The following is a 13,366-nucleotide window of genomic DNA, read 5'->3' on the forward strand; positions in this document are numbered from 1 at the left end:
ATGTACTTAAATTCACAGCATCGCGATAGCGCCAATCTGCCCAAGTCAGACTTCGAGTTTCACCTTCGACGTTTGCGACCGATAATTGACCTTCTGGCGACAAAGGATGTGAAATTGGGAGGAAATTGGTTTCTAGGCGGAAGCAGCATAGCCGACGCTCACCAATTTCCAGTATTCAATGGGGCCGCGGTCCAAAAGGATGCAATTGATGAATTACGTAGAAGAAACTCTGACGATATTGAGGATGCGAAATTCATCGGAATATGGAATGGGGATTCGCAAAAAGGGTGGGGCGGATCAATTGAATTTTGCATTGACAGCACCGTATTTCCCAATAGTTTTGAATTGACAGTCAATGAAATGAATGTCATTGCATCGAGGCTGGGAAACTATAAATCGGCAGCGGAAGTCGTGGGAAAAGTCGTTGAGACATATGCGCCTTCGAACCTAACGTTTGGACCGAGGAAATATCAGGGAAAGCAAGTGTTCGAAGACCGTCCAAGCGTAAGCTGGATGCTTTACCTTCCGCACGCTCTCACAGCCGCCCAAGTGCCAGAAGCGCGCGCCCTGATCCCTGTCAAGCGCGAAGACAAGCAGCAAGGCACGATCATTGTCAGCGTGACGGACGAGGTCTTCGACGTGAACAACCGCGATCACGTCAAGGCGGCTAACGATATCGAAATTCGTCTCGCAGACCAGGATTTGTTGCCACGATTCGTTGACCTCTGAGCTTTGACGTGCATCCAGTCGCTGCCGACATCACGTCATGCGGCTCTTCGCGAGCGGCGGATTCGCCGCGAAATAGCGCTTGATGCCGGTCAGAATCGCGTTGGCCATCTTGTCGCGATATGCGTCGTCGTTCAGGCGCCGCTCTTCATCCGGATTGCTGATGAACGCGGTTTCGACAAGGATCGACGGAATGTCCGGCGCCTTCAGCACCGCGAAGCCGGCCTGCTCGACCGAGCCCTTGTGCAGCTTGTTGATGTCGCCGATCTCCTTGAGCACGAAGTTGCCGTAGCGCATCGAGTCGCGAATCTGCGCGGTGGTCGACATGTCGAATAGCGCTCGGTTTACGGTGGCGTCGTCGGATTTGATGTTGATGCCGCCGATCAGGTCCGACGAGTTTTCCTTGTTCGCCATCCAGCGCGCGGCCGCGCTCGACGCGCCGTGCTCCGACAGCGCGAAAACGGACGAGCCCTTCGCCTCGGGCGTCGTGAACGCGTCCGCGTGGATCGACACGAACAGGTCCGCGCCGACGCGCCGCGCCTTCTGCACGCGCACGTTCAACGGCACGAAGAAGTCGGCGTCGCGCGTCATCATCGCGCGCATGTTCGGCTGCGCGTCGATCTTCGCGCGCAGCTTCTTCGCGATGTCGAGCGCGACGTGCTTCTCGTAGGTGCCTGAGCCGCCGATCGCGCCCGGGTCCTCGCCGCCATGACCCGGATCAATCGCGACGGTGAGCAGTCGCACGGTGTTGCTGCGGCCCGACTTCGGCGTGGTGAATGCGTAGGTATCGCCGTTGTCGCCGAGGTTGTCGTTGTTGCTGTCGAGGTCGCGTGCGGTGCCGTTGCCGTTGGCGCTGCCACCCTTGTTGCGGGCGATCACGCTGGGCAGCGCGGACGGCGCAGAGGGTGTGGGCTGCCTGCCGGCAATGGCGGGTGCGGACGGCGCCGGCGTGCCACGCGCGGGCGGACGCGGTACGCCCGCGCCGCCATTGCCAGCACCACTACCCGCGCCACCGTTCTGCGCGTAATGCTCGAAGAACGCCTCGCTGTTGTCGACGGGCGGCGGCGTGCCGGGGCCGGAAAGCGTCGCGGGCGGCGCGCCGTTTTCTTCGTTGAGCGCCTGCTGCTTGCGCTCGGACTGCGCGAGCAGGTCCATCAGCGGATCGGGCGCGACTGCCGGATACAGGTCGAACACGAGCCGGTACTTGTACGCGCCGACTGGCGGCAGCGCGAACACCTGCGGCTTCACCGAGCCCTTCAGGTCGAACACCATTCGCACCACGTGCGGCTGATACTGCCCGACCCGCACCGACGAAATCTGCGGATCGTTCGGCGTGATCTTCGACACCAGTTCCTTGAGCGCCTGATCGAGATCGAGGCCGTTCAGATCGACGACGAGCCGGTCCGGTCCCTGCAGCAGTTGCTGCGTGTTCTGCAGCGGCTGATCGGATTCGATCGTCACGCGCGTGTAGTCGCGCGCGGGCCACACGCGCACGCCGAGCACCGAGCTCGCAAACGCGAGGCGCGGCGCGACGAGGCCGAGCACCAGCGTCGACGCGCCCGCGCGCAGGATCTGCCGGCGCCGCCAGTTATGCGTTGCGCCGGCTGCCGATTCGATCGAATGGAACGGTTTGATTAACATCTTTCGAGACATGCCTTTCCTGATTCGCTATAAGCGCGTGCGACGAGTGTACGTGCGTCCGCGTTTGCGTCCATGTTGCCGACGAGCCCGAGCGAGAAGACGAGATCCGGCACACCGAGCAGCGGTCCCGCGCGTTGCGGCCACTCGACGAGGCAGACCGCGCCGCTATCGAAATATTCGCGAAAGCCCGCGTCGGCCCATTCGGCCGGATCGGAGAATCTGTACAGATCGAAGTGATAGAGCGCGAGTTCCCCAGCGGGCCGTGCGAGCACATACGGTTCGACGAGCGTGTAGGTCGGACTGCGCACGCGGCCGGTGTGGCCGAGGCCGCGCAAGGTCGCGCGCACGAGCGTGGTTTTGCCGGCGCCGAGATCGCCGACGAGCTGGACTTGCAGGCCGTGGAACGCGAGGTCGCTTACGGCGCCGGGGTGTGCTGACCGTGCCTGCTGCGAGGCCGCGCGTACGCTTTCGATCGCCTGTGCGAAGCGCGCGCCGAACGTCTGCGTGGCGGCCTCGTCCGCGAGCGCGAAAGAGCGTTCGAGCAGCACCGGAGCGGACGGTAGGGTCGCGTGATCGGGATTGACGGGCATTCTCGTAAAATGGCGTGATGAACCGAAGTCCGAAGTCCCCTGTTTCCTGCACGCCCGCATCGGCCGATGATGCCGTGCGAGCTTCTGATGCAACGTCCCGTCTCGATGAGGCGGCGCTTCGTGCGCTCGCGCTCGACATCAAGACGTGGGGCCGTGAACTCGGTTTCGGGGCGATCGGCATTAGCGATACCGATCTGTCGGCCGCCGAAGCGCCGCTTGCAGCGTGGCTCGAAGCGGGTTGCCACGGCGAGATGGATTATATGGCCAAACACGGCATGAAACGCGCGAGGCCCGCCGAGCTTGTGGCCGGCACGCGACGCGTGATCACCGTGCGCATCGCCTATTTGCCTGCGCGGACGCTGGAAGCAGAGGCGGCTGAAGAGACGTATGAAGGGGCGCATGAACGCGCGCCTGAAAGCATGCCGCAAGACGTAAGTCCACCCCCGTCACGCGCGCGCGACTGGCGCGCGGCCGAGCACGCGCGGCTCGCGGACCCGTCGACGGCGGTCGTGTCGATCTATGCGCGCGGCCGCGACTATCACAAGGTGATGCGTCAGCGCTTGCAACAACTGGCCGACTGGATCGAAGCGGCGACTGGGCCGTTCGGCTATCGCGTGTTCACCGATTCGGCACCGGTGCTCGAAGTCGAGCTCGCGCAGAAGGCCGGCATCGGCTGGCGCGGCAAGCACACCTTGCTTCTGCAACGCGACGCCGGCTCGCTGTTCTTCCTCGGCGAGATCTACGTCGATATCCCGCTGCCGACCGACGCCGAAACCTCGCCCGAGGCCGCGCCCGAAACGCCGGGCTCGCATTGCGGCAGCTGCGCGCGCTGCATCGGCGCCTGTCCCACCGGCGCGATCGTCGCGCCGTACAAGGTCGACGCGCGGCGCTGCATCTCGTATCTGACGATCGAGCTGAAGGGCAGTATTCCGCGCGAGCTGCGGCCGCTGATCGGCAATCGGGTGTATGGCTGTGATGATTGCCAGCTCGTGTGTCCGTGGAACAAGTTCGCGCAGGCCGCGCCAGTCGCCGATTTCGACGTGCGGCACGGGCTCGATCGCGCGTCGCTGGTCGAACTGTTCGCGTGGAGCGCGCAGGAGTTCGATACGCGCATGCAGGGCAGCGCGATTCGCCGCATCGGCTACGAGTGCTGGCTGCGCAATCTCGCGGTCGGCATGGGCAACGCGTTGCGCGCCGCGCCCGGAGCTCTCGAGGCCGACGCGCGCGATGCGATCGTGCGGGCGTTGAAGCAGCGAGCCGACGATCCGTCGGCGCTCGTGCGCGAGCATGTGGAGTGGGCGCTGGAAGCGGCGTAAAGTCGTGGCAATTCGGTGCCGGCAATCCGGCACGCTAGAGGAGCAGGCAATCATGTTCAACGCAGTGATCGATGCGCCGTTCGGCAAGGTCGGCATCCGGCTCGAAGGCGAGGCGGTGCGCGAAATCGTCTATCTGCCCGATTCGACGCGCAACGTCGCGCCAGAGACGCCGCTCGCACGCGAGGCGGCCGAACAGATCGAGCGTTACTTCGAGAGCGCGTCGGCGAAGTTCGAGCTGCCGCTCGCCGAGTGCGGCACCGCGTTCCAGCGGCGCGTGTGGCAGGCGATCTGCGACATCCCGCCGGGTGTCGTGCTGACTTACGGACAACTCGCGAAGCAGCTCGGCAGCGTGCCACGCGCGGTCGGCCAGGCGTGCGGCGCGAATTTCTTTCCGATCGTGATTCCGTGTCACCGCGTGGTGAGTGCGAGCGGCATCGGCGGCTTCGCGCACGACGGCGGCGACGGCTTCTTTCGCGACGTGAAGCGCTGGCTGCTCGCGCATGAAGGCGTGCCGTACGCATGAGCACGAGCCCCGATACCGCTCAAAACGTCGAAGACACAGCCGCCGTATCGCCGCTGCTGCTGACCAGCTCCGCATCGATCGACGCCTTTTGCGACGCGCTGTGGCTCGAACACGGCCTGTCGCGCAACACGCTCGACGCGTATCGCCGCGACTTGCGGCTGTTCTGCGAATGGCTCGCGCACACGCGCAATGCTTCGCTCGACACCGCGAGCGAAGCCGACCTGCGCGCCTACAGCGCGGCGCGGCAAAAGGACAAGGCGACCTCGGCGAACCGCCGTCTGTCGGTGTTTCGCCGCTATTACGCTTGGGCGGTGCGCGAGCATCGCGCGGCGGCCGATCCTACGGTGCGCCTCCGCTCGGCGAAGCAGCCGCCGCGTTTTCCGTCGACGTTGAGCGAAGCGCAGGTCGAAGCGCTGCTCGGCGCGCCCGACCTCGATACGCCGCTCGGCTTGCGCGATCGCACGATGCTCGAGCTGATGTACGCGAGCGGATTGCGCGTGACCGAACTGGTCACGCTGAAGACCGTCGAGGTGGGACTCAACGAAGGCGTCGTGCGTGTCACCGGCAAGGGCTCGAAGGAGCGGCTGGTGCCGTTCGGCGAAGAGGCGCACGCGTGGATCGAGCGCTATCTTCGCGAGGCGCGCCCGGCGCTGCTCGGTCCGCGCGCGGCCGACGCGCTATTCGTGACGGCACGCGCCGAAGGCATGACGCGCCAGCAGTTCTGGAACATCATCAAGCGACACGCGCAGGCGGCGGGTGTGCATGCGCCGTTGTCGCCGCATACGTTGCGGCATGCGTTCGCGACGCACCTGCTCAATCACGGTGCCGATCTGCGCGTCGTGCAATTGCTGCTCGGCCACACCGATATTTCGACGACGCAGATTTATACGCACGTCGCGCGAGAGCGTCTGAAATCGCTCCATGCGCAGCATCATCCGCGCGGCTGAGCACGACGTGAAGCGCGCGGGCCTGCGCTCGCTTCACACCAGCTCGCGCAACCGGTGCTTGAGAATCTTGCCGGTCGATGCGGCCGGCAGCGCCGCGAGCACCTTCACCTCGGCCGGCCGCTTGTACGGCGCGAGCCGCTCGCCGCACCACGCGATCAACTCCGCGGGCGCGACCGTCGCGCCGGCAATCAGCTCGACGAACGCGATCACCTCCTCATTGCCCTCGACCGCGCGTCCGATCACCGCCGACTGCACGACCTGCGGATGCGCGTTCAGCACGTGCTCGACCTCGGCCGGATACACGTTGAAGCCCGAACGGATGATCAGCTCCTTGCTGCGCCCGACTATATGCAAGGCGCCGTCCGCATCGCGGCGCGCGAGGTCGCCGGTCTTCAGCCAGCCATCCTCGGTGACGGTCGCGCGGGTCTGCTCGGGATTGCGATAGTAGCCGAGCATCACGTTCGGGCCGCGCACCCACAGTTCGCCAATCTCGCCCGGCGAGGCTTCGGCGCCGTCGAGTCCGACGAACTTCACTTCGACGCCCGGAATGACTTCGCCGACCGAGCAATCGGCGCGCGGTGCGTCGACCATCGTCTGAGATACGGTCGGGCTGCTTTCGGTCATGCCGTAGCCGTTGTGCAGTGGCAGACCGTACACGGCTTCGGCCTGCGCCTTCAACGCGGCGTCGAGCGGAGAGCCGCCCGAGTACGTGAAGCGCAGCCGCGGCGCGGACCATGCGTGGCCGTGCGTGTGCAGATGTTCGAGCAGCTTCGCGTGCATCGCCGGCACGCCCTGGAAGATCGACACCTGCTCGTCGGCGAGGGCGCGGCGCACCGCTTCCGGCACGAAGCGCGGCGCGAGCCGCAATGCCGCGCCCGCATGCAGGCTGCCGAGGCATACCGACGCGAAGCCGTACACATGCGAGATCGGCAGCACCGCATAGACGACGTCGTCGGGCCCGACCTGGCGCAGCCGGCTCGACACGGCCGCGATGTACAGCAGATTGCGATGCGACAGCATCACGCCCTTCGGTGCGCCGGTGGTGCCGGTCGTGTAGATCAGTGCCGCGCATTGGCTGTCGCTGGCGGCTTCGACGGCTTCGGCCCGCACGCTGCCGTCCAACGCATACGACCATGCGCCGATGTCCGGTGACAGCGTGGGTGCCGGTGTCGCTCTATGACGCTCAGCATGCTGGCACGCGTCGGGCGAGCTTTCGACCGCATACGCGACGACGCGCGGTTGCGCGTGCGCGCGGATCGAATCGAGTTCGGCCGCCGAGAGGCGCGCGTTCGACACCAGCGCCCACGCATCGAGCCTGGCGGTCGCGAACAGCAGCACGACCTGCGCGATGCTGTTCTCCGCGACGATCATCACGCGATCGCCGCCGCGCACGCCCCATTCGCGCAGCAGCGCGGCGGCGGCATCGACGGCCTCTAGCAGTTGCGCATTGGTTAGGCGGCGCGCGTCTTCGATCAGCGCGACATGCCGCGGATCGCGTGCGGCGGCGAGCGCGGGAATGTCGCTGATGCGGGCGGGCAGCGCGGCGAGCAGCGCGGGGATGTCGATCGTGGAACGGATGGATGAAGCCTGGTTCAACGCTGTCTCCTGGCTCTGCGCGCACTATCTCGCACCATGCCGGCATCATTTCGAACGATCGTGCCACAAGCGTCGAGCCCGCACAATTGCCGGTTCGGCAAATAGCCGTTGTGCAATCTCGCCATTACAATGCGCCGATGAGCAAATCCAGACACGTGTCCGAAACCCCCGCCACGCAGCTGCTGCGCCGTCACGGCGTCACGTTCGGCGAGCATCCTTACGACTACGTCGAGCATGGCGGCACCGCGGAATCGGCGCGCCAGCTCGGCGTCGACGAGCATCATGTCGTGAAGACGCTGGTGATGGAAGACGAGCACGCGAAGCCGTTGATCGTGCTGATGCACGGCGATCGCACCGTCAGCACCAAGAACCTCGCGCGGCAAATCGGCGCGAAGCGCGTCGAGCCGTGCAAGCCCGAAGTCGCGAACCGGCACTCGGGTTATCTGATCGGCGGCACCTCGCCGTTCGGCACGCGCAAGCAGATGCCGGTGTATGTCGAGTCGACCATTCTCGAGATGGACAAAATCTGGCTGAACGGAGGGCGGCGCGGCTTTCTCGTCAGCATCGAGCCGAAGGTCCTCACGGATCTGCTTGCGGCGAAGCCGGTGCAGTGCGCGAGCGTGGACTGACGCCGACGCGCCAGTTGACGTTTGCCTGAATGTTTTTCGCGTGGACGCCTTCGGTAAAATGTGCGCCGCCTTGTTTCGACGGGCGTACCCTGTTGCGGTTGGGGTATCGAATGTCAGACCGCGATCCTTATAAGAGTCCTAGATGCAAAACCTGATCGTCGCTGTCGTTGCCTATCTGATCGGTTCGTTGTCGTTTGCCGTGATCGTGAGCGCCGCGATGGGTCTCGACGACCCGCGCTCGTACGGCTCGGGCAACCCGGGCGCCACCAACGTGCTGCGCAGCGGCAGCAAGAAGGCCGCGATTCTGACGCTGATCGGCGACGCCTTCAAGGGCTGGCTGCCGGTGTGGCTGGTCGTGAATTTCGGCGCGCGCTACGGGCTCGACGAGCGCTCGATCGCGATTGCGTCGCTCGCGGTGTTTCTCGGCCATCTGTATCCGATCTTCTTCCGCTTCAAGGGCGGCAAGGGTGTCGCGACCGCCGCGGGCGTACTGCTCGCGATCAACCCGACACTCGGCGTCGCGACCTTGCTGACCTGGATCATCGTCGCGTTCTTCACGCGCTATTCGTCGCTGGCGGCGCTGTGCTCGGCGCTGTTCGCGCCGCTTTTCTACGTATTTCTGTTCGGGCCGCGCATCGTTGCGCTCGCGGTTCTGGCGATGAGCCTGCTGCTCGTGTGGCGCCATCGCGGCAATATCGCGAAGCTGATGAAGGGGCAGGAGAGCCGTATCGGCGACAAGAAGAAGGCCGCCAGCCCGGCGGCGGGCAACGATCTTTGAAGTGGGCTGAGCCGCGTCGCCCGGCCTGAGGTGAAGCGGCTCGAAGACTTTGCGCGCGGCGCGGCGCGTTGCGTTGCAAGCCTCGCGCGCCGTGCCGCTTAGTCGCGGAAGTTGTTGAAGTCGAGCGGCGTGTCGGTCACGTCCTTGCGCAGCATCGCGATCACGCTTTGCAGATCGTCGCGCTTCGCACCGGTGATGCGCACCGCATCGCCCTGAATGCTCGCCTGCACCTTGATCTTGCTGTCCTTCACCAGACGCACGATTTTCTTCGACAGATCGCCCGACACGCCCTTCTTGATCTTGATGACCTGCTTGACCTTGTCGCCGCCGATCTTCTCGATCTTGCCGTAGTCGAGGAACCGCACGTCGACGTTGCGCTTGGCCATTTTCGACAGCAGCACGTCCTTCACCTGGCCGAGCTTGAAGTCGTCGTCGGCATACGCGGTGATTTCGTTTTCCTTGTGCTCGACGCGCGCGTCGGACCCCTTGAAGTCGAAACGCGTCGAAATTTCCTTGTTGGACTGCTCGATCGCGTTCTTGACCTCGATCATGTTCGCTTCGCAGACGACGTCAAACGATGGCATTACTTTCTCCCAATAGTGCGGCAGTGCGCGACGCGGCCGGTCGGCTGCGCGCGAGGCACTCGCTATAATCACGGACCGGACGTCATTTTACCGACGCCGCTCTCTTTTGCCCAAGGCCGCCGCGCGGCGCCGCTCGTGTCGTCAGGCTCGTCATTGGTCGTTTTTCGCTGTTTCCTGTCGCTTCCCGTTGTCGCCCTGCTGCCATTCCGATGCCCCAATCCGCTCTTGCCGCTCCCGTCGTCGCGTCTCTCCTGGTCGGCTATTCGCTGAAGGCCCACAACACGTTCGGCTTCGACGTGCGCGCGCAGTTCGCCTGCCTGATCGAGCGCGAGGAGCAGTTGCCCACCGCGGTGCGCGATCCGCGCGTCGCGGGCCTGCCGCGCCTCGTGCTCGGTGGCGGCAGCAACGTCGTGCTGAGCGGCGACTTCGCCGGGCTCGTGCTGCTGGTGGCGCTGCGCGGCCGCCGCGTGGTGCGCGAGGATCAGCATGCGTGGTATGTCGAGGCGGCCGCCGGCGAGCCGTGGCACGAGTTCGTCGCGTGGACGTTGGCGCAGGGCATGCCCGGCCTCGAGAATCTCGCGCTGATACCGGGCACGGTCGGCGCGGCGCCGATTCAGAACATCGGCGCGTACGGGCTCGAAATGTGCGAACGCTTCGCGTCGCTGCGGGCGATCGAGCTCGCGACCGGCAGCGCAGTCGAACTCGACGCCAATGCGTGCCGGTTCGGCTATCGTGACAGCTTCTTCAAGCGGGAAGGGCGCGGGCGCTTCGTGATCACGTCGGTGACGTTTCGTTTGCCGAAGGCATGGCAGCCGCGCGCGGGCTACGCGGATCTCGCGCGCGAGCTGGCGGCGCGGGGTCCTGCGGCGAGCCAAGGGAAAGCCGATGGTGCGGCCCCGCAGCCGACCGCGCAGGCGATTTTCGATGCGGTCGTCGCCGTGCGGCGGGCGAAGCTGCCCGATCCGCTCGAACTGGGCAACGCGGGGAGCTTCTTCAAGAATCCGGTGATAGATGCCGCGCAGTTCGAGGCGCTGAAGCGCCGCGAACCGGAAATCGTGTCGTATCCGCAGGCGGACGGGCGGGTCAAGCTGGCGGCCGGCTGGCTGATCGACCGATGCGGCTGGAAGGGCCGCGCGATGGGCGCGGCGGCCGTGCATGAACGCCAGGCGCTGGTGCTGGTCAATCGCGGTGGCGCGAGCGGCACGGAAGTGCTGGCGCTGGCGCGGGCGATCCAGCACGAAGTGTTCGAGCAATTTGGCGTGGAGCTGGAGGCGGAGCCGGTTTGCCTATGAGCGGAAGCGCGCTCTTTTCGCGCTGACTGGCCGCGCTGAGCTTCACCGTCGACGAATGCACAAAGGCGCCGGGAGTTTCCTCCCGGCGCCTTTTTTGTAACGCGGTCCCGGCTGGTGCCTGGGCGAACGCCTCGCTCAATGATTGAGCTTGCCGAGCAGCAGGTATTCCATCAACGCTTTCTGCACGTGCAGACGGTTTTCCGCTTCATCCCACACGACGCTCTGCGGCCCGTCGATCACTTCCGCGCTGACTTCCTCGCCGCGATGCGCGGGCAGGCAGTGCATGAAGAGCGCGTCGGGATTCGCGCGCGCCATCATGTCGGCGTCCACGCACCAGTCGGCGAAGGCCTTCTTGCGCGCTTCGTTTTCGGCCTCGAAGCCCATGCTGGTCCACACGTCGGTGGTGACGAGATCGGCGCCCGCGCAGGCTTCGTTGGGGTCGTCGAACTCCTCGTAAAACGGCGCGCTTTCCGCCGAGACGAGCGCACGGTCGAGCTTGTAGCCGGGCGGCGTGGATAGGCGCAGTTTGAAGCCGAGGATCTGTGCGGCTTCGATCCATGTGTACAGCATGTTGTTCGCGTCGCCGACCCACGCGACCGTTTTGTCGCGGATCGGACCGCGATGCTCGAAGTACGTGAAGATGTCCGCGAGCACCTGGCACGGGTGATACTCGTTCGTGAGCCCGTTGATCACGGGCACGCGCGAATTTTCGGCGAAGCGCTGGATGATGTCCTGGCCGAACGTGCGGATCATGATGATGTCCACCATGCGCGAGATGACCTGGGCGGCGTCTTCGATCGGCTCGCCGCGGCCAAGCTGCGTGTCGCGCGTGCTCATGAACACCGCGTGGCCGCCCAGCTGGAAGATGCCGGCTTCGAACGACAGGCGCGTGCGCGTCGAATTCTTTTCGAAGATCATCGCCAGCGTGCGGTCGTGCAGCGGGTGATAGGTCTCGTAGTTCTTGAATTTGCGTTTCAGGATGCGCGCGCGTTCGAGCACGTACTCGTAGTCTTCCAGCGAGAAGTCCTTGAACTGCAGGTAGTGGCGAATTTTCTTGGCGGTCATGAAACAAATACGGCGGTCTCACCCGGCAGGGTTGCCGGACTGTGCCGCCGTGGGTTTGGTGGTAACTCAATCCAGCATAAAGGATTTCGCCCTGTTTGACGAGTCGGCTGGAAGGCCGTGAAAGCGATTGGAAAGCTGGTAGAAGGCGTCGTGTTGGGCTGCGCGGGGTCATCGGACGGTGCTTGTGTGCGCTGCGGAAAAGGGCCCGCTGCGCTATAATTTAAGGGTTATCCCATAGCCCAGCAGGCCGGCGTTTCGCATCAAGAAACGCGGCTGGCGCGGCGCGGAAAGTCTGTCACGGCGTGGCCGTCATGACAGGCGCCAGAGCGGTTCAGCCGGTTCGCCGCAGCGGTTCTCGTGGTGCGGCTCGTCATTGTTGCGTTAGCGCTAAGGTCCCACGCACGTCGCAGGTGGCTTCAAGCGCTTGCCGTGCATGCCGCTTGCGGTGAATTCGAGCGTGCAACCGGTGTCGCCGGTTGATCGTCATTCCGCTGGGCAGTCACACAGGTATTTCTACATGGCCGAAGCAGCTCCAATCGAATATTTCATTCAGGGCATTACGTCGACCGGAAAAAGATTTCGGCCGAGCGACTGGTCGGAGCGGCTCGCGGGCGTCATGTCGTCGTTCGGGCCCGGCGTGAGGAAGGGGCCGAACGCCTATATGCAGTACTCGCTGTACGTGCGGCCGACCATGATCGGCGATCTCAAATGCGTGATTCTCGATTCGCGGCTGCGCGACATCGAGCCAATGGCCTTCGATTTCGTTCTGAACTTCGCGAAAGACAACGACCTCCTCGTCACCGAGGCATGCGAACTGGAACTCGAGCATGCGCCTGCGCCGCAAGCCAAACGGCATGCGATCTGACGCAAGCTGGCCGGATCGGCAAAAGCAAAAAAACAAAAACCCGCAAGCAGCGGGTTTTTTTGTGGCTGGTCATCCGGCCAAAACAAAAAAGCCCGCCAAAGCGGGCTTCTTGTGCAGCGGAAACAGGAGGTAGCCCGCCGAAGCGGGCCGACTGGAATTACTGCGCTGCGGGCGCTTGCAGACCCTTGATGGCTGCAGCGAGGCGGCTCTTGTGGCGAGCTGCCTTGTTTTTGTGAATGATGTTCTTGTCGGCGATGATGTCGATGGTCTTCGACGATGCCTTGAAGATTTCGGCGGCCTTAGCCTGGTCGCCTGCGTCGATTGCCTTGCGGACAGCCTTGATAGCCGTGCGGAACTTCGAGCGCAGTGCCGAGTTGTGCGAGTTTGCCTTCGCGGCCTGGCGGGCGCGCTTGCGTGCTTGTGCGGAGTTAGCCATGACGGTTCCTTATCCTGTTCCTGTTTCCAGTACCCGGCCTTCAACGATGAGGCGAGGTGCTGCTTCTCGATCCGAACCCTTGGAAGCGATTGCCCAAGGGCGCAAAAGTGTCGAAAAAATCGATCGAACTACGCGAAGGCGGGCCCGTGTTTCCAGGCTTCCGGATGTATTGACAGGCGGCGCTGTGCCAACCTGAGAATCCCGTCCGAAGACCGTGCGAAAACTGAGCAAGCTTCGAAACCGACGATTATAGCAACAAAATCAGGCACGTGACAACGGGAAACGCGCGACGGCGTCGCAGTGACGGGAGTGGCGTCATGTTGACGCTGAAGTGCTGGCGCAGCACGGAAAGCCGCTGAAAATACAAAAATCGCACTT

General features: G+C 64.2%; 14 protein-coding genes. 8 read left to right on the forward strand and 6 right to left on the reverse strand.

Annotated features, from left to right (window positions below):
• Positions 1-729: an immunity 52 family protein gene (locus QFZ91_RS18340; protein WP_429568000.1), complete on the forward strand. Its 729-nt coding sequence runs from the start codon at positions 1-3 to the stop codon at positions 727-729.
• A gap of 30 nt (positions 730-759) precedes the next feature.
• Here QFZ91_RS18340 and QFZ91_RS18345 read toward each other — a convergent pair whose 3' ends face one another.
• Together QFZ91_RS18345 and tsaE are read right to left on the reverse strand one after the other, a co-directional pair.
• The gene (locus QFZ91_RS18345) at positions 760-2,379 is read right to left on the reverse strand and encodes an N-acetylmuramoyl-L-alanine amidase (protein WP_429568001.1); all 1,620 of its coding nucleotides are present in this window, start codon (positions 2,377-2,379) and stop codon (positions 760-762) included.
• Positions 2,361-2,957 (reverse strand): tRNA (adenosine(37)-N6)-threonylcarbamoyltransferase complex ATPase subunit type 1 TsaE, encoded by a 597-nt coding sequence (gene tsaE, locus QFZ91_RS18350; RefSeq protein WP_429568002.1) that lies wholly within the window; start codon positions 2,955-2,957, stop codon positions 2,361-2,363. Before tsaE ends, QFZ91_RS18345 begins: the two co-directional genes overlap by 19 nt.
• Before the next feature lie 17 nt (positions 2,958-2,974).
• Between tsaE and queG the strand changes: the two genes are divergently transcribed.
• From queG to xerD, 3 genes are read left to right on the forward strand one after another with little or no spacing between them, the layout of a single operon-like run.
• A complete protein-coding gene (gene queG, locus QFZ91_RS18355; RefSeq protein ID WP_429568003.1) occupies positions 2,975-4,273 on the forward strand; it encodes a tRNA epoxyqueuosine(34) reductase QueG in 1,299 nt (432 codons plus the stop codon).
• 52 nt (positions 4,274-4,325) lie between these two features.
• A complete protein-coding gene (locus tag QFZ91_RS18360; RefSeq protein ID WP_176105201.1) occupies positions 4,326-4,796 on the forward strand; it encodes a methylated-DNA--[protein]-cysteine S-methyltransferase in 471 nt (156 codons plus the stop codon).
• Complete coding sequence (gene xerD / locus QFZ91_RS18365; protein WP_429568004.1) at positions 4,793-5,743, forward strand: site-specific tyrosine recombinase XerD; 951 nt, start codon at positions 4,793-4,795, stop codon at positions 5,741-5,743. Before QFZ91_RS18360 ends, xerD begins: the two co-directional genes overlap by 4 nt.
• Before the next feature lie 33 nt (positions 5,744-5,776).
• Here the strand turns inward: xerD and QFZ91_RS18370 are convergent, their stop codons facing one another.
• Positions 5,777-7,339: a class I adenylate-forming enzyme family protein gene (locus QFZ91_RS18370; protein ID WP_429568005.1), complete on the reverse strand. Its 1,563-nt coding sequence runs from the start codon at positions 7,337-7,339 to the stop codon at positions 5,777-5,779.
• A 137-nt stretch (positions 7,340-7,476) separates the two neighbouring features.
• On the opposite strand from QFZ91_RS18370, the gene ybaK reads away from it, so the two are divergent.
• A complete protein-coding gene (gene ybaK, locus QFZ91_RS18375) occupies positions 7,477-7,968 on the forward strand; it encodes a Cys-tRNA(Pro) deacylase (RefSeq protein ID WP_184226397.1) in 492 nt (163 codons plus the stop codon).
• Between the two features lie 142 nt (positions 7,969-8,110).
• Entirely contained in the window at positions 8,111-8,746 is a 636-nt protein-coding gene (gene plsY, locus QFZ91_RS18380; protein WP_176121703.1) for a glycerol-3-phosphate 1-O-acyltransferase PlsY, read from the forward strand.
• Between the two features lie 98 nt (positions 8,747-8,844).
• Here the strand turns inward: plsY and QFZ91_RS18385 are convergent, their stop codons facing one another.
• Positions 8,845-9,330 carry a YajQ family cyclic di-GMP-binding protein gene (locus QFZ91_RS18385; protein WP_018421633.1) on the reverse strand — a complete coding sequence of 162 codons (486 nt, stop codon included), beginning with the start codon at positions 9,328-9,330 and terminating at the stop codon, positions 8,845-8,847.
• A gap of 209 nt (positions 9,331-9,539) precedes the next feature.
• On the opposite strand from QFZ91_RS18385, the gene murB reads away from it, so the two are divergent.
• Complete coding sequence (gene murB, locus QFZ91_RS18390) at positions 9,540-10,622, forward strand: UDP-N-acetylmuramate dehydrogenase (RefSeq protein WP_429568006.1); 1,083 nt, start codon at positions 9,540-9,542, stop codon at positions 10,620-10,622.
• Between the two features lie 135 nt (positions 10,623-10,757).
• Here murB and argF read toward each other — a convergent pair whose 3' ends face one another.
• On the reverse strand, positions 10,758-11,687 hold the full coding sequence (argF, locus tag QFZ91_RS18395) for an ornithine carbamoyltransferase (protein ID WP_176105207.1): 930 nt from the start codon (positions 11,685-11,687) through the stop codon (positions 10,758-10,760).
• Positions 11,688-12,204: 517 nt separating this feature from the next.
• Here argF and QFZ91_RS18400 point away from each other — a divergent pair.
• The gene (locus tag QFZ91_RS18400) at positions 12,205-12,552 is read left to right on the forward strand and encodes a DUF3579 domain-containing protein (RefSeq protein WP_013090354.1); all 348 of its coding nucleotides are present in this window, start codon (positions 12,205-12,207) and stop codon (positions 12,550-12,552) included.
• Positions 12,553-12,709: 157 nt separating this feature from the next.
• On the opposite strand, the gene rpsT is transcribed toward QFZ91_RS18400, so the two are convergent.
• Positions 12,710-12,988: a 30S ribosomal protein S20 gene (gene rpsT / locus QFZ91_RS18405; RefSeq protein WP_013090353.1), complete on the reverse strand. Its 279-nt coding sequence runs from the start codon at positions 12,986-12,988 to the stop codon at positions 12,710-12,712.
• Between the last annotated feature and the right edge of the window lie 378 nt (positions 12,989-13,366).

Origin of the sequence: Paraburkholderia sp. JPY419 (genome assembly GCF_050435705.1) — a bacterium.
Classification (GTDB): domain Bacteria; phylum Pseudomonadota; class Gammaproteobacteria; order Burkholderiales; family Burkholderiaceae; genus Paraburkholderia; species Paraburkholderia youngii.